This is a genomic window from Stenotrophomonas sp. TWI273 (genome assembly GCF_039674765.1).
GTDB lineage: Bacteria > Pseudomonadota > Gammaproteobacteria > Xanthomonadales > Xanthomonadaceae > Stenotrophomonas.
Genome location: NZ_JBDJOA010000003.1, coordinates 345,646 through 364,160 on the forward strand (window position 1 = coordinate 345,646; position 18,515 = coordinate 364,160).

Sequence of the window (18,515 nt, forward strand, 5' to 3'; positions counted from 1 at the left end):
CGACCCCCACGCAGTCTGCCGGGAAATGCGTCGGCTTCCAACGCCCGCGTTCCCATTCCGCTCTTCGCTCACGCACCAAAGAGATTGCACATGTCCAACATCGTCATCGCCGCCGCCAAGCGCACCGCCATCGGCTCCTTCCTGGGCCAGTTCAACGGCGTGCCGTCCCCGACCCTGGGGTCCACCGTGATCGCCGCGGCCCTGGAGCAGTCCGGAGTACCGGCTGCGGACGTTTCCGAAGTGATCATGGGCTGCGTGCTGCCGGCCAACCTCGGTCAGGCGCCGGCCCGCCAGGCCGCGATCGCCGCCGGGATTCCGGTCTCCACCGGCGCCACCACCCTCAACAAGGTGTGCGGCTCGGGCATGAAGGCCATCATGCTGGGGCATGACCTGATCAAGGCCGGCTCGGCCAGCATCGTGGTCGCCGGCGGCATGGAGTCGATGTCCAACGCCCCGCACATGATCCCCAACTCGCGCACCGGCAACCGCTTCGGCAACTTCCAGGTGATCGACCACATGGCCCACGACGGTCTGGTCAATGCGTATGACGGCAAAGCCATGGGCGAGTTCGCCGAGTGCACCGTGGAGAAGTACCAGGTCAGCCGCGAGGACCAGGATGCCTTCGCCATCGAATCGGTGCGCCGTGCGCAGGCCGCCCAGGCCAATGGCGCTTTCGATGGTGAAATCGTTCCGGTGAAGGTCAGCACGCGCAAGGGTGAGGTCGAATACGCACAGGACGAGCAGCCGAGCCGCTCGGACATCGCCAAGATCCCGACCCTGCGCCCGGCGTTCAAGAAGGACGGCACGGTCACCGCCGCCAGCTCGTCGAGCATCTCCGACGGCGCTGCCGCCGTGGTGCTGCTGGCCGAAGAAGATGCCGCCGCCCGCGGGCTGCAGCCGCTGGCCCGCATCGTCGGCCATGCGACGCACTCGCAGGCGCCGGAATGGTTCACCACCGCCCCCATCGGTGCGATCCAGAAGCTGCTGGAGAAGACCGGCTGGACGCTGGACCAGGTGGATCTGTTCGAGATCAACGAAGCCTTCGCCGTGGTCGCGATGGCGCCGATCCGCGAGCTGGGCATTCCGCACGACAAGGTCAATGTCAATGGCGGCGCCTGCGCATTGGGTCATCCCATCGGTGCCTCCGGTGCACGGCTGGTGGTCACGCTGGTGAACGCATTGCGCAAGCGTGACGCCAAGCGCGGAATTGCTACCCTGTGCATCGGCGGCGGCGAAGCAACCGCCATCGCTATCGAATTGATTTGATTTGATTTAACGCGCATTTCTCAAAACTGAATGCGCGATCGCTTGACAGCCAATCGTGGCTTGTCATCATGTTGCCGGGCGCGCAATAGCGCGTTGCCTAATCTAACGACGAGGATTCACAACAATGAGCATCAACAAGCTGCTGATCGCAATGGCCCTGGGCCTGGCTCTGACCGCCTGCTCGAAGCAGGAGCAGGCTGCTGACGCCGCCGCTTCGGCCAACGAAGCTGCCGCTGACGCCCAGGCCGCTGCTGACCAGGCCGCTGCTGCTGGCGCCCCGGCTGCTGACGCTGCCCAGGCTGCTGCCGACACCGCCACCACCGCTGCTGACGCTTCGGCCGATGCCGCTGCCCAGGCTGCTGGCGCTGCCACCGACGCTGCTGCCGACCAGGCTGCTGACGCTGCCAAGGCTGCCGAAGGCACCGCCGAGAAGGCCAAGGACGCTGCTGAAGAAGCCAAGAAGTAATAACTTCTTTCTTCAAGCAAGTCTGAAGAAGCCGCTGGTTCGCCAGCGGCTTTTTCTTTGGGCGCGTGTTATGCATGTCCTGCCGCGCACCGGTTCTTCACAGGCGCATGAATAGGCTGGCCTCCCATCCATCGCCGTTCTGGAGCGCCACATGAAGATCCGTCCGCTGACCACCTCCCTGCTGGCTGCTTCCCTGTTGCTCGGCCTGGCCGCGTGCAAGGGCCCGGAGGCCGAACAGGCCCGCCGTGATGCCGCCCAGGCCGCCGACAGCACCAATGCCGCCGCGCGCGAAGCGGTCGACAAGGCCGCGGCCGCCACCCGCACTGCCGCCGACGATGCCGCTGCCGCCTCCGAGCGCGCCGCCGCCGACACCCAGCAGGCGCTCGACCGCGCTGCCGCAGCGACCTCCGAGGCCGCTGGCGAGGCCAAGGTCGCCGCCAAGGATGCGGCTGCCCACGCCAGCGATTCCACTGCCGATGCCGCGCAGAAGGTCGCCGACAAGGCGCGCGACGTTGCCGACGATGCCAAGAAGAACGCCAACGAAGCCAAGCGCTGAGTCCAGCGTCCCTCACGCCGCCTTCGGGTGTGACCAACGCCCCCTCTCCTGAGGGGGCGTTTTCATTGGGGCGCGTTCACGGCAGCGCGCGGCTCAGCACGGCCGCGAAGTCCACGTCGGCCGGCAACGTCCCGAACGCCATCCCATGCTCGGCACCCAGCCGCGAGCGGATGAAGGCCGATGCGTTCGGGCTCTGCGCGCGCAGCAGTACCGCGGCCTGCAACACCAGCGCCAGGCGTTCGGTGATACGGCGGGCCTGTGCTTGTTCCGGTGTTGCCGCGAGCTGCATGCGCAACGCCCGCAGGGCTTCGTCATAGATCGCATCCACACCGGCCACCGCATCCAGCTCGGCGTCCAGCGCCTGCAGCACCTGTGGTTCGCGCGACAGCGCACGCAGCACATCCAGGCACTGGATGTTGCCGCTGCCTTCCCAGATGGAATTCAACGGCGCTTGACGATACAGCCGTGGCAGCATCGACTCTTCCACATAGCCGGCACCGCCGAGGCACTCCTGCGCTTCATTGACGAACACGGCCGCGCGCTTGCACACCCAGTACTTGCCCACTGCCGTCGTGATGCGCGCGAATGCCGCCTGCTGCGGATCCGTCCCGGCCTGATCCACCGCCCGTGCCACGCGCATGGCGAACACCGTGGCCGCTTCGGATTCGATCGCCAGGTCCGCCAGTACGTTGGCCATCAGCGGATGCTCGCTCAGCCGCGTGCCGAAACTGCTGCGATGCCGGGTGTGATGCAGCGCCTGCGCCAGCGCCATGCGCATCTCGGCGGCGGCACCGAGCATGCAATCCAGCCGCGTCATCATGACCATGCCGATGATGGTCGCCACCCCGCGCCCCTCCTCGCCCACCCGCTGCGCCCAGGCCCCGCACAACTCCACCTCGCTGGAAGCGTTGGACCAGTCGCCAAGCTTGTCTTTCAAGCGCATCAGACGGAACGCGTTGCGGTGGCCATCGGCCAGGCGCCGCGGCATGAGGAAACAGCTCAGGCCGCCCGGCGCCTGCGCCAGCACCAGGAAGCCATCGGACATCGGCGCGGAGAAGAACCACTTATGGCCCACCAACGCATAGCTGCCATCGGCCTGGGGCTCGGCCCGCGTGGTGTTGCTGCGTACGTCCGAACCGCCCTGCTTCTCGGTCATGCCCATGCCCAGGGTGATCCCGGCCTTGTCGGCAATCGGTACGTCACGCGGGTCGTAGTGAGGTGCTGCCGCCTTGTCCGCCCAGGCGGCGAGCGACGGATCCTGGCGCAACACGGCGACCGCAGCGTGGGTCATCGTCAACGGGCAACTGGTGCCCGCCTCGGCCTGGTGATGCAGGTAGCTCAACGCCGCACGTGCCACGTGCGCGCCGGGGCGACCATCGTGCCAGGACAGCCCGGCCACGCCATGCGTTTTCGCCGCCGTCATCAGCTGGTGGTATGCCGGATGGAACTCGACGGTATCGATGCGATGGCCCTGTGCATCGTGGGTGCGCAGACGCGGGCGATCGCGATTGGCATCGAAGCCGATCCGATAGAGCTCATCGCCGGCGAGACCGCCATAGCGCGCCAACTGGCCCGCGAACGCGGCGCCGCCTTCGCGCTGTACTGCCTCGGCCAGCGCGACGTCGTCGGCCCACAGATTGCGCCCCCCGAAAGGTGGCGGCTGGTTGCTCACCTGGTGCGTTTCGAACGCGGGCAATGCAGACGTCATCACGGCGACCTCCTTGCAGACAGATGCACCGATTCTGCCGCATCCCCCTGCAGGCCGCCGTTCATGCGGATTCTCACCTCCTGCACGAGCGCGGCGGCACAGTGCAGGCATGAACACCGATGCCGACAACGACGATCTGGTGGTGCTCCGGCCCGAGGGGCTGTACTGCCCGGCCGGTGATTTCCACATCGACCCGTGGCGGCCGGTGCCGCGTGCGGTGATCACACACGGCCATGGCGATCACGCGCGCAACGGTATGGGCCATTACCACTGCACCACGCAGACCCTGCCGATCCTGCGCTGGCGCCTGGGCGACGTGGACTGCACCGCGCACGCGTACGGCGAGCGCTTCGCCCTGGGCGACACCGAGGTCTCGCTGCATTCGGCCGGGCATGTGCTCGGCTCGGCCCAGGTGCGTATCGCCCATGCAGGCCGGGTATGGGTGGCCTCGGGCGACTACAAGCGCCAGCCCGATCCGAGCTGCGACCCGTTCGAGGTGGTGCCCTGCGACACCTTCATCACCGAAGCGACCTTCGGCCTGCCGGTCTACCGCTGGCCGGACACCTCGCAGGTCGCCGCCGACATCGTGGCCTGGCGGCGCGAGTGCGAAGCGCGCGGCGAGGCGGCCGTGCTGCTGTGCTACGCGCTCGGCAAGGCGCAGCGGATCCTCGCCGAACTGCTGCCACTGGATGACCAGCCTGCACTGCTGCATGGCGCCATCGCCACCGGCGTGGCGGTGTACCGCGAAGCCGGGATTCCGATGCTGGCGACCGAGCCAGTCAGCGAACAGGCGCGCGGTGCCGAGTTCGCCGGCAAGTTGATTCTTGCCCCGCCCTCGGCCGCGGGCAGCGCGTGGATGCGCCGCTTCAAGGGTGCGCAGCTGGGCTTTGCCTCCGGCTGGATGCGGGTGCGCGGCAACCGCCGCCGCCGTAACTACGACCGTGGCTTCGTCGTCTCCGATCATGCTGACTGGCCCGACCTGCTGCGCACCATCGCCGAGACCGGTGCCCGCCGCGTCATCGCCACCCACGGCAATACCGATGCGCTGATCCGGTTCCTGCGCGAGCGCGGTGTCGCCGCCGAGGCGTTCGCCACCGGCTACGGGGACGAAGAATGAAACGCTTCGCCGCGCTCTACAGCGAACTCGACCGCAGCACCGCTACCGGCGACAAGCGCGCTGCGCTGGTGCGCTACTTCCAGCAGGCGCCACCGCACGACGCGGCATGGGCACTGTTCCTGCTGGCCGGCGGCAAGGTCACCAGTGCGCGGCAGAAGATCGCCGGCAACGCCGAACTGCGCACGTGGGTGGCCGAGATGTCCGACACACCGGCGTGGCTGGTGGACGACAGCTATGACCAGGTCGGCGATCTGGCCGAGACCCTCACCCTGCTGATGGACGACCCGGTGCAGGCCGGGGCGGATATCGCGCTCGCCGACTGGATCGAGCAGAAGCTGCTGCCGGTCGCCAATCAACCCGAACCGGTGCGCCACGCCGCGATCACGCAGGCGTGGCAACAGCTTGCCTTCGACGAGCGGCTGGTGTTCAACAAGCTGCTGACCGGCGCGCTGCGCGTGGGCGTATCGCAGCGGCTGGTGCAACAGGCACTGGCCGAATGGTCAGGCCTGGATATCGCGCGCATCGCCCAGCGCATGCTCGGCAGCTGGGTACCCACGCCCGGGCTGCTGGCGGCGCTGCTGTCCCCGGAAGAGCGGCCGGAAGATCGCCAGCAGCCCTATCCGTTCTTCCTGGCCTCACCACTGGAGGCGGAGGTCGACACGCTCGGGCCGATCGACGACTGGCTGCTGGAATGGAAATGGGATGGCATCCGCCTGCAGGTACTGCGCCGCCAGGGCGAGGTCGCGCTGTGGTCGCGCGGCGAAGAACGGCTGGATGGGCGCTTCCCGGAGATCGAAGCGGCGGCGATGGCGCTGCCCGATGGCTGCGTGATCGATGGCGAACTGCTGGCCTGGGCCGACGGCGATGATCTGCCGCTGCCCTTCACCGCGCTGCAGACGCGCATCCAGCGCCTCAAGCCTGGCCCCAAGACGCTGCGCGATACGCCGGTGCGCGTGCTCGCCTACGATCTGCTCGAACTGGACGGTGACGACCTGCGCGCCTTGCCGCTGTCGCAACGGCGTGCGCGCCTGGCCGAGGTGCTCGCCACGCTGGCCGACCCGCGCCTGATGCTGTCGCCGGCCGTCCGCGTGGCCGATTGGAGCGCGGCGGCCGCGCAGCGCGATCTGGCCCGCGAGCGTGGTGTGGAAGGGCTGATGCTCAAACGCGGCGACTCCGTCTACCAGGCCGGGCGCCGACGCGGCGACTGGTGGAAGTGGAAGATCGCCCCGCTGACCATCGATGCGGTGATGATCTACGCGCAGTCCGGCCACGGCCGGCGCAGCACGCTCTACACCGATTACACCTTCGGGGTGTGGGACGGCGAGACGCTGGTGCCGGTGGCCAAGGCGTACTCGGGTCTGGACGACAAGGAAATCCTCGCGCTGGACCGCTGGATCCGCGCGAACACGATCGAGCGCTTCGGGCCGGTGCGCAGCGTGCGTGGCGAGCAGGTGTTCGAGCTCGGCTTCGAAGCGGTGAACCGCAGCAAGCGTCACAAGTCCGGCATCGCCGTACGCTTCCCGCGCATCCTGCGCTGGCGGCATGACAAGCCGGCCAGCGAGGCCGACACGCTGGCCCAGCTACAGGCGCTGGCGCGGTGACGCGACGCGAGGCCATGGCCCGCCTGACGGCGTGGTTCGCCAGCCGGGGCTGGGCACCGTTGCCCTTCCAGAAAGCGATGTGGCGGCATTACCTGGCCGGCGGGTCCGGCCTGCTGCACACACCGACCGGCAGCGGCAAGACGCTGGCGATGTTCGGTGGGCCGCTGCTGCAGGCACTCAACGATCCACCGCCCCGAACCACCCGCGGCCGCGCGAAGACGCCCGTACCGGTCCTGCAGGTGTTGTGGATCACCCCGCTGCGCGCACTGGCCGCCGACACGGCGCGCGCACTGCGTGAGCCGCTGGATGCCCTCGGGTTGGACTGGCAGGTGGGCCTGCGTACCGGCGATGCCAGCGCGCGCGACAAGCGCCTGGCGCGTGAAGGGCGGCTGGATGTGCTGGTGACCACGCCCGAATCACTGGCGCTGCTGCTGAGCTATCCCGATACGATGGCGCGCCTGCAGCACCTGCGCTGCGTGGTGGTGGATGAGTGGCACGAACTGCTCGGCAACAAGCGCGGTGTGCTGCTGCAGTTGAATCTGCGCCGCCTGCGCGATGCCCTGCCAGCGCTGCAGGTGTGGGGGCTGTCAGCGACGCTGGGCAATCTGGACGAAGCGCGCGAAGTGCTGTTGCCCGATGTGCCCGATGCCCCGCTGGTGGCTGGCGCGCGGCCGCGCCCGGTCAGTGTGGAAACGCTGCTGCCCGCGCAGGGCGAGCGCTTCCCGTGGGCGGGCCATCTGGGTCTGTCGCAGTTGCAGCGCGTGCTGGAAAAACTGCTGACAGTGCGTACCAGCCTGCTGTTCACCAACACCCGTGCCCACGCCGAGCTCTGGCACCAGGCGCTGTCCGCGGTGTGGCCGGAAGACCCGGCCACGCTCGCGCTGCATCACGGCTCGCTCGACCCGGCGTTGCGCCGCGCGGCCGAGGAAGGCCTGCGCGAGGGCCGGCTGCGCTGCGTGGTCGCCACCTCCAGCCTGGATCTCGGCGTCGATTTCCCCAATGTCGACCAGGTCCTGCAGATCGGCAGCCCCAAGGGCATCGCACGGTTGCTGCAGCGTGCGGGGCGCGCCAGGCACCGCCCCGGCGAATCGGGCCACATCGTCTGCGTGCCCTCCCATGCGCTGGAGCTCATTGAGTACGCAGCGGCAAGGCGCGCGCTCGCCCACGGCCACATCGAAGCACGCCGGCCGCTGCGGCTGTCCCTGGACGCGCTGGCGCAACATGCCGTGAGCTGCGCCCTCGGTGGCGGCTTCGATCCCGATGCGCTGTTCGAGCAGGTACGGCGCACGCATGCCTTTGCCGGGCTGGACCGCGCGCACTGGGAGGGCGTGCTGGAGTTCATCGTGCAGGGCGGGCGCGCGCTGTCGCAGTACCCGGACTTCCACAAGGTCGTGCGCGATGACGATGGCCTCTATCGCGTGCATGACCGCCGCGTCGCGCTGCGGCATCGATTGTCGATCGGCACCATCACCAGCGATGGCAGCGTCATGGTGCAGTTCCTGCGCGGCGGCCGGCTCGGCGCGGTGGAGGAACAGTTCCTCAGCCGGCTGCGCCCGGGCGATCGCTTCCAGTTCGCCGGCCGCCTGCTGGAACTGGTGCGGCTGGAGAACCTGACCGCCTACGTGCGCGTAGCGCGCGGCGGCGATGGGGTGGTGCCGCGTTGGCAGGGCGGTCGGTTGCCGCTGTCGGACGCGCTCGGGCATGAAATGGAAACCGTGCTGGCCCACCCGCCCGAGAGCCCGGAGATGCGGTGGTTGGCGCCGCTGTTGGCGCTGCAGATGCGCCTGTCGGCCCTGCCCGGGCCCGAGCTGCTGCTGGTGGAGCATGTCCGCCGGCGCGAAGGCCAGTTCGTGTTCGTGTATCCCTTCGCCGGCCGTCAGGTCAATGAAGGGCTGGCCGCGTTGATGGCGATGCGCTGGACGCGCCTGCAGAGCAATACGTTCGGTTACGCGGCCAACGATTACGGTTTCGTGCTCGCCCCGGCGCGTGCGATTGAGATCGATGCGGCGCGCGTGCGCGCGTTGCTGGAACCGCAGGGACTGCTTGCGGATCTGCGCGAGAGCCTCAATCTGGGCGAGCTTGCCCGACGCCAGTTCCGCGACATCGCGCGCGTGTCCGGCATGCTGGTACCCGCGCTGCCGGGGCGGACACCGCGCAGCCTGCGGCAGCTGCAGGCCTCCAGCGGATTGCTGTATGACGTCCTGCGCCAACATGATCCGGATCACATCCTGCTGACGCTGGCCGAACACGAAGTGCTGCACGATCAACTCGATCTCGACAGCCTGGCCCGCGCCCTCACCACCTGCCAGGCGCGCACGCTGAGCCTGCAGCATCCCGCCAGCTTGGGCCCACTGTCCTTCCCACTCTGGGCCGAGCGGCTGCGCGGCCAGCTCAGCAACGAAGACTGGAAGACCCGCGTCCTGCGCGCCGCACAGCAACTGGAGAAGCGCCATGGCGCCTGAACTGCCGATCACCCTCGCCGGCGAGACCGTCCATCTGCTTGGCGCGCGTGCGCTGCATTGGCCGGCACGGCACGCACTGTTGATCGCCGATCTGCATCTGGGCAAAGCCGACCTGTTCCGGCGATCGGGCATCGGCCTGCCCAGTGGCGGCACCTCCGATGATCTGCAACGGCTGGGCGCGATGGTGCAGCACCACGACGTGCGCCATCTGTGGATTCTCGGGGATGTCCTGCATGGCGCGGCGCATCGCGCGGCGTGGTACCGGCAATGGCAGGGATGGCGCGAGCAGCATTCCCACCTGTGGATCGGCGCGCTAGAAGGCAATCACGACCGGGTGTTGCCCAAGGCCGACCTGGGCATCGAACTGCTCGGCGAGCGTGTGCAGGAGGGGCCCTTCCTGCTGCGCCATGCACCGCAGCGTCAGCCGGGCCTGCATGTGCTGTGCGGCCATCTGCACCCGCTGGCGCGCCTGCCCGGCATGCAGCGGCGGTGGCCGTCGTTCTGGATGCGCGAGGGAATGACGATCCTGCCGGCGTTTTCCGGATTCACCGCCGGCATCGCACCGGTGCTCGGTGCCGGCGAGCAGCTGGTGGCCTGTGTCGAAGACCAGGCCATCGCGTTGCCGGCGCGCTGATTCGGACAGCGCGCGACGTACGTGACCCCAGCTACCTTGCCTGGATCAGGCAGCCGAGGCCAACAGGTCGGGCATCAACCGGATATCCGGTGCATTCGGATTGGGCCGCACGGGTTGCCGCTGGATCGCGGTCAGCATGTCATGGGCGGCGGCACGGATGCGCGGATGGTGCTCCGGCGCGGCGTGCGTGATGAGGCTGGTCACATGGAACTCGAACACGTCTTCCATCACGTCCGGCTGATCCTCATGCAGCATCTGCAGTAGTCCGCGCAGTTTGCGGATTTCACTTTCCAGAGTTTCGGCCGAGAACAGCATTTCAATCTCCTTGGGTTGCGATCGGTCCACCGGACCGTAGGTCGCAAACGCAGCATCACCGTACCACCCCGCCGTCGCGGGCCTCCACGCGATCAGGAATTGGACGCGCATCAGCGGTGTCAGCAGGGCGCGCATGGATAAGCGCGCGAGCGCTGCGTTTGCCAGAGTGTTGTCCCATGCCAGCGGTGAGTCCACCGTCAATGAATGTTATTCACGCCTTCACATCGGCGCGTGCACCGATACACAGGGTTATCAGCTGATGCCATCCGTCGCTCGCGCGGCATGCATCGCCTGCACGAACGCGGGCGACAACGGCAGTCTGCCCAGCCAGCCACGTTGGGTTCCGCTGAGCACGCGGAGCATATGCCCGCGCCCACCCGGCACGCGGCCCATGGGTTGGAACAGCACATCGCGTGCGCGCGCCAGTCCATCGCGTTCGGACTGGAACAAGGGCGTCAGCCATCGACTCCAGTACTGGTAGATCGCCACGTGGGCGCGCCGCTGCACCTGGTAGGCCCGCAGCGCGACATCGGCATCGGCGTGCGCACGCAGTGCGTCGCGCAACGCCAGCGCATCCATCAGCGCCATGTTCACGCCCTGCCCCAGCTGTGGACTCATCGCGTGCGCCGCATCGCCGACCAGCACCAGCCGCCCGCGATGCCAGCGCGAGAGCACGGCGTCGCGGTACCCGGCGCGGGCCAGTTGACCCGGTTCCGTCACGCCGGCGAGGCGCTCATGCGCCTGCGGCCACAGCGTGGCGATCTCATCGAGCCAGCGGGCCATGCCGTCACGCTCCCACTGTGCGAAGCGGTCACGTGGCAGGCTCCAGAAGAAACTCAGCTGTGGCGCATCGTTGCCCGGCCGGGTCCCTACCGGCAGCAGCCCGATCATCTTGCGCGCGGCCACATAGCGTTGCCGCAGTTCATCCACGTGCGGCCAGTCGCCGCGCGGCAGCAGGCACCACAGCGCGCCCCACGGGTATTCGCGGTCCAGCGAGGTGCCCTGCACCTGCGCGCGCAGCGAGGAGGCGGCACCATCGGCCGCAATCACCAGATCGTACGGCCCGTGCCAGCGCCCGTCTGTGTCACGCACGCGTCCCTGCGCGGTGTCGACCTCGACGATGGCAGTACCGGCCTGCAGGTTGCCCGGCTGTTCCCACGCAGCTGCCAGCAGCGAGAACAACGCGCCGCGCTGCATGCCCACGCCGTACAGTGCGGCATCCAGATGGACATACCGCATGTCCATCACCGCGCGTCCGCACGGCGTCTCGCCGTACAGGCGACGCACGGCAGCGCCGTGGCGGAGCACTGCGGGCAGCAGATCCATCTGCCAGAGCACGTCCAGACCGCTGGGCTGGAGCAGGAACCCCGCACCGACGGGACCCGGGGTGGCGGCACGCTCGAATACGTGCACCTCGTGATGGTCACGTGAAAGCAGGATCGACGCTGCTTGGCCAGCGGTGCCGTAACCGACGATGGCGATGGTGCGACGAGGGGACATGCGCGGACTCACTGATGAAAAAAAACCCCGCCGAAGCGGGGTTTTCAATGCGCAGCTGAAAAAATCACTCAGCCGGCACGATGTTCGAGGCTTGGGCGCCCTTCGGGCCCTGGGTCACGTCATAGGTGACCTTCTGGCCTTCCTGCAGACTGCGGAAGCCCTTGGAGTTGATCGCGGAGAAGTGCGCGAAGACGTCGGCGCTGCCGTCCTCCGGCGAAATAAAGCCAAATCCCTTGGCGTCGTTGAACCACTTGACGGTACCGTTCGGCATGGTGATGCGAGACCTTCTTCTATGAATGGGTGGTGTACGCTCAACCAGCGCACTGGCGGAGTATGCAAACCTTGTACCGGAATGACAATCACCCCCGTGCCAATTCACCGATCAATTCGGGCAGGCCGGAGGAGGCAGCGTCCACATTGGCCAGTACTTCGGCCATCGTGATTTCATCGCCATCGCCACAGCCGGCGGCCCAGTTGGCCACAATCGCCAGGCATGCATAGTCCAGGCCAAGCTCACGGGCCAGGCTCGCTTCGGGCATCCCGGTCATGCCGACCAGATCGCAGCCATCGCGGCGCATGCGCGCGATTTCCGCATTGGTTTCCAGGCGCGGGCCCTGGGTGGCACCGTAGCAACCACCGTCCTGCAGGCGCACGCCGGTCACTTTCGCCGCGGCCAGCACCTTGCTGCGCAGCATCGGTGTATACGGGTGCCCGAAGTCCACGTGCAGCACCTCGGTACCCGGCTCTTCGCACAGGGTGGAGATGCGGCCCCAGGTGTAATCGATCAGCTGGTCCGGGCAGGCCAGCACGCGCGGGCCGAACGGTTCGGTGATCCCGCCAACTGTATTGAGCGCAAGCACGCGCTGCGCGCCGATCTGCTGGAGCGCGGCGAGGTTGGCGCGGTAGTTGATCTTGTGCGGCGGCAGCGAGTGGCCTTCACCGTGGCGCGCCAGGAAGGCCACGCGCTGGCCCAGCAGCGTGCCGACGCGGATCGGACCGGACGGCGTGCCGTACCGTGTCTCGACCTGGTGGCTGCTCACGTCATCGAGCTGGGCCAGCTTGTAGACGCCGGTGCCGCCGATGACGGCGAGAGAAATGTGCTCCATCATTCCTTCATCGCGTAGATGGCCGGCACGCAGCGCAGCGTTTCGTTGACGTCCATGCCGAACCCGAACACGTAGCGGTCCGGCAGGTCGATGCCAGCGTAGTCGGCCTTGACGTCCGGCAGCGCGCGGTCGTGCAGCTTGACCGTCAGCGCGGCGATGCGCACGTCGGTGGCACCCTGCTCCAGGCACCAGGTGCGCACGCCCTGCAGCGTGTAACCCTCATCCAGGATGTCATCGACCAGCAGCACGCGGCGGCCGAACAGCGCGGTGGCCGGCTTGTGCTTCCAGACCAGATCGCCGCCGGTGGTTTCACCGCGGTAGCGGGTGGCGTGCAGGTAATCGAACTGCACGTCCTGGCCGCGTGCGCCCAGCTCCAGCGCAAGCTGGCCGGCGAACGGCAGCGCGCCGTGCATGATCGACAGGAACAGCGGGACCTCGCCCTTGTAATCGCGCGCGATGGCGTCGGCGATGCCAGCGATGGCCTTGTCGATGGTGGGACGGTCGACCAGCAGGTCGGCCTGGGCCAGGGCCTGGGAAATGGTGAGGTTGGGCATCAGACGGTTCTTCCAAGGGTGTCAAGCAAACGGGATTGGGTGGTGCCGTGGCGGGAATCGGCCAGCAGGCCGTCCCAGCCCAGCGCGCCGCGACCGATCAGGCCGAGCAGCGCAGCGGTGTTGAGGGTGCGGCCTTCGACCGCGCGCAGTGATTCTTCCACCAGTTCGGGGTGGCAGACCAGCACCACGTCGCAGCCGGCCTCCAGGTGCGCATCCACGCGCGCCTTGACGCCACCGGCCGAGAACGAGGCGGCCATGCCGATGTCATCGGAGAAGACCACACCACGGAAGCCCATCTCCTCGCGCAGGATCTGCTGGATCCAGCGTGGCGAGTAGCCGGCCGGCTCCGGCGCGACCTGTGGGTAGACCACGTGGGCCATCATCACCGCATCGGCGCCGGCAGTGATGCCGGCCGCGAACGGGATCAGGTCCAGCGCGCGTAGTTCATCGAGCGAACGCGGGTCGCTCGCATCGTGGAAATGGGTGTCTTCCAGCACGGTGCCGTGCCCGGGGAAATGCTTGAGCGTGGCAGCCATGCCGACGCTGTGCATGCCGCGCACATAGGCAGCGGTGAACGCAGCCACCACCTGCGGGTCCGCGCTGAACGCGCGATCGCCGATGGCCAGGTTGCCACGGCCCAGATCGACCACCGGGGCGAAGCTGAGGTCCACACCGCTGGCGCGCACTTCACTGGCCATCAGCCAGGCATGCTGTTCGGCCAATGCCAGCGCAGCCTCGGGATCGGTGGCGTACAGGGCATCGAAGCCCTGCAGCGGCGGCAGCGCGCTGTAACCGTCACGGAAGCGCTGCACGCGCCCGCCTTCCTGGTCCACGCAGATCAGCTGCGGGCGCGGCGCGGCGGCGCGGATGGCCGCCGACAGCTCGGCCACCTGCTCGCGCGAGGCGAAATTGCGCTTGAACAGGATCACGCCGGCCACGGCGTCGTGCTGCAGCCACTCGCGTTCCTGGGCGGTGAGTTCGGTCCCGGCAACGCCGATCACGAGCATGGGGTGTCTCCAATACGGGGCGCCACCATGGCGCACTGCCGCATTGTCGCAGAACCCGCGCGCAGCGTCAGACCTCGCAGCCGTCCGGGGCGCAGCCAGCGCCCTGCCCGGCAGCCCCTGCCGGCGGGGTTTCCGCCGCGATCTGGCGCAGCGCCTGGGCGAAGGCCTCCGGCGGCTGGGCCCCCTGGATGGCGTACGTATCGTCGATCACGAAGGTGGGCACCGACTGAATGCCAAACCGCTGCGCCTGCGCCAGTTGTGCCTGGATCTCCGCCAGCCCTTCCTCACCGACCAGCAGTGTGGTGATCCGATCGGCGCTGAGGCCACCGGCGGCGCCGGCATCGATCAGGGTCTGCGGCTCGGCCAGGTTGCGGCCCTCTGCAAAATGCGCGCGGAACAGGGCCTCGCCGACCGCGGCCTGGACGCCTTCACGCCCGGCCAGCCACATCAGGCGGTGCGCTGGCAGCGTGGTGACCCGGACCTGGCCCTGGTCGAAATCCATCGGCAGGCCTTCAGCGCGCGCAGCGGTCTGGGTCTGGGTCAGGATCTGCTCGGTGCGCTCGGCACTGCCGAACTTGGCCGCATAGGCCTCGCGCAGCGGTACCGGGGTGGTGCCCGCGTCGGGATCCAGCAGGAAGGGGTGCCAGTGCACCTCCACCTCGGGGGCGTCATCCCCCAACAGCGCCAGGCCCTGCTGGAACCGGTGCTTGCCGATCCAACACCAGGGACACACCACATCCGACCAGATATCGATTTTCATCTCGCCAGATTGTGGGTGCTGCGCGGCGTTTACAAGGTCTGGCGGTCAGCCGCGTTCAGCACTGGACCAGCGTGAAAACGGATGGGCAGCCAGCGCCAGATTGTAATAACGGACCTCGTCGGTGACCTCAGCGCCGGCCCAGTCGGGCAGCGTGATGGCCTGATCGGCGTGCTCGAGCTCGACTTCGGCCACCACCAGCCCGGCGTTTTCGCCCAGGAACTCGTCCACTTCCCACAGCAGCCCCTCGTGCTCGACCAGATGCCGACGCTTGTCGATCAACCCGCCGACACACAGCGCCAGCAGCGCGCGCGCATCGTCCACCGGGATCGGGTAATCGAACTCCTGCCGGGTATGCCCGATCTCGCGCGATTTCATGTTGAGGAAGGCCTGCTCGCCCTGGATGCGCACGCGCACCGAGGCCTTCTGTGCGCCGCTGTCCAATGAGGCGGTGTCGTTGAGATAGCCCTGCGCCATCGGGATCACCGCGTGCGCGGCAGTGCGCCAGCCCTCACCGGTGACGAGGTATTTGCGTTCGATTTCAATGCCCATGCGCACAGTATGCGGCGATCACGATCATGCGGCCACGGCCTGCTCCTATACTGGCCGGCTGCCCTGCAAGGACGCCCGATGAAGCCGCTCTTCCCCACGCTGTTGTTGACCCTGCTGCCACTGCCCGGGTTCGCCGCGACGCCGCCCACGCCTGCGCAGATCGAGGCGGCGATCATGGCCATGATCGAGGCGGAGAAGACGCCGGCGGCCTCCGCGCAGGATCTGCTGCTGCAATCGATGTTCACCCCGCGCGGGTTCGAGCATGGCCCGTGCTTTGCCAGCACGACGGTCACCGGTGCCTACGAGTGCCTGGTCGGCATGGAGATCGGGCTCAAGAACCGCTACCGGATGCTGCGCTTCGTTCCGCAGGGCATGGGCTGGGCGATGCAGCGGGCCGATGTCGATGCGCCGGTTCCCCCGCGCGAGCGTGTCCGCGAACTGCTCATCGAACAGCTCGGTCATCGTGCCGCATCCATCACCGATACCGCCGCCCGCGACGAACTGCGCGCCTACCAGCAGCGCGTGCAGATTCTTGCGGTCGACGACTGCGAACTGCACAGCACGCAGTCGCCAGACATCCGCTGCGATATCACCGCGGGCGATGACACCGAGCGCGGGACCTACCCGCAGACCTATGTGTTCGACGCACAGGGCCAGTGGCAGAACGCCGCACCGGGGAACGGCCGGTAAGCGCGAACGCCGTCAGCGCTTTTCGAACACCGCGATGCTTTCCACGTGCGCGGTGTGCGGGAACATGTCCATCGCGCCGGCCGAGACCAGGGTGAAACCCTGCTCATTGACCAGGTAGCCGGCGTCGCGCGCCAGCGAGCCGGGATGGCAGCTAACGTAGACGATCCGCTTGAACTGCTTCAGCGGCAGCTGCTGCAGCACTTCGATGGCGCCCGAGCGCGGCGGATCCAGCAGCAGCTTGTCGAAGCCCTGGCGCATCCACGGCGTCTGGCGCTGGTCCTGGGTCAGGTCCGCTGCGTAGAATTCGGCATTCCCCAGCCCGTTGCGCACGGCGTTCTCTTTCGCACGTGCCACCAGGCCGGCATCGCCTTCCACACCGACCACATTGCGCACGGTGCGCGCCAGCGGCAGGGTGAAGTTGCCCAGCCCGCAGAACAGATCCAGTACGCGCTCGTCCGGGCCCGCATCGAGCAGCGCCAGCGCGTGGGCGATCATCTGCACGTTGAGCTTGGCGTTGACCTGGATGAAGTCCAGCGGGCGGAACGCCAGCTCGACATCCCACGGTGCCAGCTTGAACGACAGCGGCACCTCGGCCGGCCACAGCGGGTGCACCGACTCGACGCCGCCGGGCTGCAGCGAGATCGCAAAACCATGTTCCTGCCCGAAGGCAGTCCATGCGGCGCGGTCAGCGTCGCTGAGCGGTTGCATGTGGCGGATGGTCAGGACGATCGCGTCATCCCCGGCGATGAATTCGATCTGGGGGATATCGCGTTTGCCATCGAGCGTCTCGATGAACTCGGACAGCACGCCGACCTTCATGCCGATTTCCGGAATGACGGTCAGGCACTGGCTCAGGTCCGCGACGAAGCGCGGATCCAGCTCGCGGAAGCCGACCAGGGTCTTGTCCTTCTTCTCCACGCGGCGCACCGAGAAGCGGCCCTTGCGGCGGTAGCCCCAGCTGTCGCCGACCAGCGGCGGCAGCACAGTGCCCGGCGTGACGTGGCCGATCCGGGTCAGGTTGTCGATCAGCACGCGCTGCTTGGCCACGATCTGCTGCGACTCCTCCAGATGCTGCAGCACGCAGCCGGCGCAGACGCCGAAATGCGGGCAGCGCGGGGTCACCCGCTGCGGCGAGGCCTGTACGACCTCGAGGGTCCGGGCTTCATCGAAATGACGATTGCGCGCGGTCGGCTCGGCGGTCACCACCTCACCCGGCAGCGCGCCGGTGATGAAGGTGACCTTGCCACCCTCGCCGTCGCGGCGGGCAACGCCACGGCCGTCATGGCTGAGGTCGAGGATGTCGGTCTGGAAGGGGGTTCGGTCGAGGCGGGAGCGGGTTCGGGCCACGTGGCAACAGGCTGCGGGCAAAAAGGGTGCGTATTGTCGCAGATACCAACTGCAAGCTGAGCCGCTATGCCGCCGGGAGGCTTGCGGCGGGCCACTTCACGTTTAAGATGGGCGCAGCTGACATGGAGGCAGCCCAAATGCAGATGACCCCGAGGGATCCCATGCCCCGATTCCTGCTCGTCGAGGACGACACCATCAGCCGCGGCTTCTTCAAGGCCGCGCTGGAAACCCTGCCGGCCCAGGTCGATACCGCCGATTCACTGGCCACGGCCATGGACCGCGCCCGCGGCAGCCAACACGATCTGTGGCTGATCGATGTGAACCTGCCCGACGGCAATGGCACCCAACTGCTGCAGGAACTGCGCCGCTCGCGTCCGGATACCCCGGCGCTGGCGCATACCGCCGACGGCGACACCTCGATCCACTCGCGCCTGCGCGATGCCGGTTTCAGCGAGACCCTGGTCAAGCCGCTGAGCCGCGAGCACCTGCTCAAAGCCGTCCGCCGCGCCCTGGTGCATACCGCGGGCAGCCTGTCGGCGCCGCTCGGCCCGGAGGCGGACGACGCTGACGGCCTGCGTCAGGATTGGGACGAAACCACCGCCCTGGCCGCGCTGAATGGGCAGCGCCACCACCTCATCGCGCTGCGCGAACTGTTCCTGGCCGAGTTGCCCGGCGTGCGCGATGCAGTCGCCCAGGCCCTGCGCGAGGACGATGTACGGGCCCTGCGTGGGCAGCTGCACCGGTTGCAGGCCAGCTGCGGGTTCGTCGGCGCCGCCCGCCTGGCGCGGGCAGTCCGGCAGCTGCACCAGGCGCCGGAGTCGACCGGTGCGCAGAACCGCTTCCGCGTGGCAGTGGACGCCCTGCTGCAGTGAGCGCG

General features: G+C 68.0%; 19 protein-coding genes. 9 read left to right on the forward strand and 10 right to left on the reverse strand.

Features of this window, described 5'->3' with window-relative positions; all coding sequences use genetic code 11:
- Positions 1-90 precede the first annotated feature (90 nt).
- The 3 genes from ABE571_RS06150 to ABE571_RS06160 all read left to right on the forward strand — a co-directional run bounded on the left by ABE571_RS06150 (position 91) and on the right by ABE571_RS06160 (position 2,288).
- Positions 91-1,266 (forward strand): thiolase family protein, encoded by a 1,176-nt coding sequence (locus tag ABE571_RS06150; RefSeq protein WP_346481462.1) that lies wholly within the window; start codon positions 91-93, stop codon positions 1,264-1,266.
- 124 nt (positions 1,267-1,390) lie between these two features.
- Positions 1,391-1,732, forward strand: coding sequence for a hypothetical protein (locus ABE571_RS06155; protein WP_088434503.1), 342 nt, complete (start codon positions 1,391-1,393; stop codon positions 1,730-1,732).
- A 151-nt stretch (positions 1,733-1,883) separates the two neighbouring features.
- Entirely contained in the window at positions 1,884-2,288 is a 405-nt protein-coding gene (locus ABE571_RS06160) for a hypothetical protein (protein ID WP_152154110.1), read from the forward strand.
- 76 nt (positions 2,289-2,364) lie between these two features.
- On the opposite strand, the gene ABE571_RS06165 is transcribed toward ABE571_RS06160, so the two are convergent.
- Complete coding sequence (locus ABE571_RS06165; protein WP_346493377.1) at positions 2,365-3,996, reverse strand: isovaleryl-CoA dehydrogenase; 1,632 nt, start codon at positions 3,994-3,996, stop codon at positions 2,365-2,367.
- A gap of 109 nt (positions 3,997-4,105) precedes the next feature.
- Between ABE571_RS06165 and ABE571_RS06170 the strand changes: the two genes are divergently transcribed.
- The 4 genes from ABE571_RS06170 to pdeM are packed head-to-tail and all read left to right on the forward strand — an operon-like array spanning position 4,106 to position 9,810.
- Entirely contained in the window at positions 4,106-5,113 is a 1,008-nt protein-coding gene (locus ABE571_RS06170) for a ligase-associated DNA damage response exonuclease (protein ID WP_346493378.1), read from the forward strand.
- Complete coding sequence (locus tag ABE571_RS06175) at positions 5,110-6,714, forward strand: ATP-dependent DNA ligase (RefSeq protein ID WP_313211368.1); 1,605 nt, start codon at positions 5,110-5,112, stop codon at positions 6,712-6,714. The genes ABE571_RS06170 and ABE571_RS06175 overlap by 4 nt, the downstream gene beginning before the upstream one ends.
- Before the next feature lie 14 nt (positions 6,715-6,728).
- Positions 6,729-9,176 (forward strand): ligase-associated DNA damage response DEXH box helicase, encoded by a 2,448-nt coding sequence (locus ABE571_RS06180; protein ID WP_346493379.1) that lies wholly within the window; start codon positions 6,729-6,731, stop codon positions 9,174-9,176.
- Positions 9,166-9,810, forward strand: coding sequence for a ligase-associated DNA damage response endonuclease PdeM (gene pdeM, locus ABE571_RS06185; RefSeq protein WP_313211367.1), 645 nt, complete (start codon positions 9,166-9,168; stop codon positions 9,808-9,810). The genes ABE571_RS06180 and pdeM overlap by 11 nt, the downstream gene beginning before the upstream one ends.
- Positions 9,811-9,855: 45 nt before the next feature.
- Here the strand turns inward: pdeM and ABE571_RS06190 are convergent, their stop codons facing one another.
- The 8 genes from ABE571_RS06190 to ABE571_RS06225 form a co-directional block, all read right to left on the reverse strand.
- Entirely contained in the window at positions 9,856-10,125 is a 270-nt protein-coding gene (locus ABE571_RS06190) for a hypothetical protein (RefSeq protein WP_121038721.1), read from the reverse strand.
- A 252-nt stretch (positions 10,126-10,377) separates the two neighbouring features.
- Entirely contained in the window at positions 10,378-11,625 is a 1,248-nt protein-coding gene (locus ABE571_RS06195; RefSeq protein ID WP_346482873.1) for an NAD(P)/FAD-dependent oxidoreductase, read from the reverse strand.
- Positions 11,626-11,689: 64 nt separating this feature from the next.
- Positions 11,690-11,896 (reverse strand): cold-shock protein, encoded by a 207-nt coding sequence (locus tag ABE571_RS06200; protein ID WP_019183439.1) that lies wholly within the window; start codon positions 11,894-11,896, stop codon positions 11,690-11,692.
- An 88-nt stretch (positions 11,897-11,984) separates the two neighbouring features.
- The gene (locus ABE571_RS06205; protein ID WP_313211365.1) at positions 11,985-12,731 is read right to left on the reverse strand and encodes an S-methyl-5'-thioinosine phosphorylase; all 747 of its coding nucleotides are present in this window, start codon (positions 12,729-12,731) and stop codon (positions 11,985-11,987) included.
- Positions 12,731-13,285: a hypoxanthine-guanine phosphoribosyltransferase gene (locus tag ABE571_RS06210; protein WP_019183441.1), complete on the reverse strand. Its 555-nt coding sequence runs from the start codon at positions 13,283-13,285 to the stop codon at positions 12,731-12,733. The genes ABE571_RS06205 and ABE571_RS06210 overlap by 1 nt, the downstream gene beginning before the upstream one ends.
- A complete protein-coding gene (nagZ, locus tag ABE571_RS06215) occupies positions 13,285-14,292 on the reverse strand; it encodes a beta-N-acetylhexosaminidase (RefSeq protein WP_346482874.1) in 1,008 nt (335 codons plus the stop codon). Before nagZ ends, ABE571_RS06210 begins: the two co-directional genes overlap by 1 nt.
- A gap of 67 nt (positions 14,293-14,359) precedes the next feature.
- Positions 14,360-15,052, reverse strand: a complete 693-nt coding sequence (locus tag ABE571_RS06220; protein WP_346493380.1) for a DsbA family oxidoreductase — start codon at positions 15,050-15,052, stop codon at positions 14,360-14,362.
- 45 nt (positions 15,053-15,097) lie between these two features.
- The gene (locus ABE571_RS06225) at positions 15,098-15,601 is read right to left on the reverse strand and encodes a CYTH domain-containing protein (RefSeq protein ID WP_313219071.1); all 504 of its coding nucleotides are present in this window, start codon (positions 15,599-15,601) and stop codon (positions 15,098-15,100) included.
- Between the two features lie 78 nt (positions 15,602-15,679).
- Between ABE571_RS06225 and ABE571_RS06230 the strand changes: the two genes are divergently transcribed.
- Entirely contained in the window at positions 15,680-16,291 is a 612-nt protein-coding gene (locus tag ABE571_RS06230) for a hypothetical protein (RefSeq protein WP_346463031.1), read from the forward strand.
- Between the two features lie 12 nt (positions 16,292-16,303).
- Here the strand turns inward: ABE571_RS06230 and rlmD are convergent, their stop codons facing one another.
- Positions 16,304-17,638, reverse strand: coding sequence for a 23S rRNA (uracil(1939)-C(5))-methyltransferase RlmD (gene rlmD / locus ABE571_RS06235; protein ID WP_313219074.1), 1,335 nt, complete (start codon positions 17,636-17,638; stop codon positions 16,304-16,306).
- Positions 17,639-17,775: 137 nt separating this feature from the next.
- Between rlmD and ABE571_RS06240 the strand changes: the two genes are divergently transcribed.
- Positions 17,776-18,510: a response regulator gene (locus tag ABE571_RS06240; RefSeq protein WP_313219076.1), complete on the forward strand. Its 735-nt coding sequence runs from the start codon at positions 17,776-17,778 to the stop codon at positions 18,508-18,510.
- Positions 18,511-18,515 lie beyond the last annotated feature (5 nt).

Bases quoted from the DNA above. Each gene is read 5' to 3' on its own strand.
- ABE571_RS06150 (WP_346481462.1), top strand. From the start codon at position 91: ATGTCCAACATCGTCATCGCCGCCGCCAAGCGCACCGCCATCGGCTCC.
- ABE571_RS06155 (WP_088434503.1), top strand. From the start codon at position 1,391: ATGAGCATCAACAAGCTGCTGATCGCAATGGCCCTGGGCCTGGCTCTG.
- ABE571_RS06160 (WP_152154110.1), top strand. From the start codon at position 1,884: ATGAAGATCCGTCCGCTGACCACCTCCCTGCTGGCTGCTTCCCTGTTG.
- ABE571_RS06165 (WP_346493377.1), bottom strand. From the start codon at position 3,996: ATGACGTCTGCATTGCCCGCGTTCGAAACGCACCAGGTGAGCAACCAG.
- ABE571_RS06170 (WP_346493378.1), top strand. From the start codon at position 4,106: ATGAACACCGATGCCGACAACGACGATCTGGTGGTGCTCCGGCCCGAG.
- ABE571_RS06175 (WP_313211368.1), top strand. From the start codon at position 5,110: ATGAAACGCTTCGCCGCGCTCTACAGCGAACTCGACCGCAGCACCGCT.
- ABE571_RS06180 (WP_346493379.1), top strand. From the start codon at position 6,729: ATGGCCCGCCTGACGGCGTGGTTCGCCAGCCGGGGCTGGGCACCGTTG.
- pdeM (WP_313211367.1), top strand. From the start codon at position 9,166: ATGGCGCCTGAACTGCCGATCACCCTCGCCGGCGAGACCGTCCATCTG.
- ABE571_RS06190 (WP_121038721.1), bottom strand. From the start codon at position 10,125: ATGCTGTTCTCGGCCGAAACTCTGGAAAGTGAAATCCGCAAACTGCGC.
- ABE571_RS06195 (WP_346482873.1), bottom strand. From the start codon at position 11,625: ATGTCCCCTCGTCGCACCATCGCCATCGTCGGTTACGGCACCGCTGGC.
- ABE571_RS06200 (WP_019183439.1), bottom strand. From the start codon at position 11,896: ATGCCGAACGGTACCGTCAAGTGGTTCAACGACGCCAAGGGATTTGGC.
- ABE571_RS06205 (WP_313211365.1), bottom strand. From the start codon at position 12,731: ATGGAGCACATTTCTCTCGCCGTCATCGGCGGCACCGGCGTCTACAAG.
- ABE571_RS06210 (WP_019183441.1), bottom strand. From the start codon at position 13,285: ATGCCCAACCTCACCATTTCCCAGGCCCTGGCCCAGGCCGACCTGCTG.
- nagZ (WP_346482874.1), bottom strand. From the start codon at position 14,292: ATGCTCGTGATCGGCGTTGCCGGGACCGAACTCACCGCCCAGGAACGC.
- ABE571_RS06220 (WP_346493380.1), bottom strand. From the start codon at position 15,052: ATGAAAATCGATATCTGGTCGGATGTGGTGTGTCCCTGGTGTTGGATC.
- ABE571_RS06225 (WP_313219071.1), bottom strand. From the start codon at position 15,601: ATGGGCATTGAAATCGAACGCAAATACCTCGTCACCGGTGAGGGCTGG.
- ABE571_RS06230 (WP_346463031.1), top strand. From the start codon at position 15,680: ATGAAGCCGCTCTTCCCCACGCTGTTGTTGACCCTGCTGCCACTGCCC.
- ABE571_RS06240 (WP_313219076.1), top strand. From the start codon at position 17,776: ATGCAGATGACCCCGAGGGATCCCATGCCCCGATTCCTGCTCGTCGAG.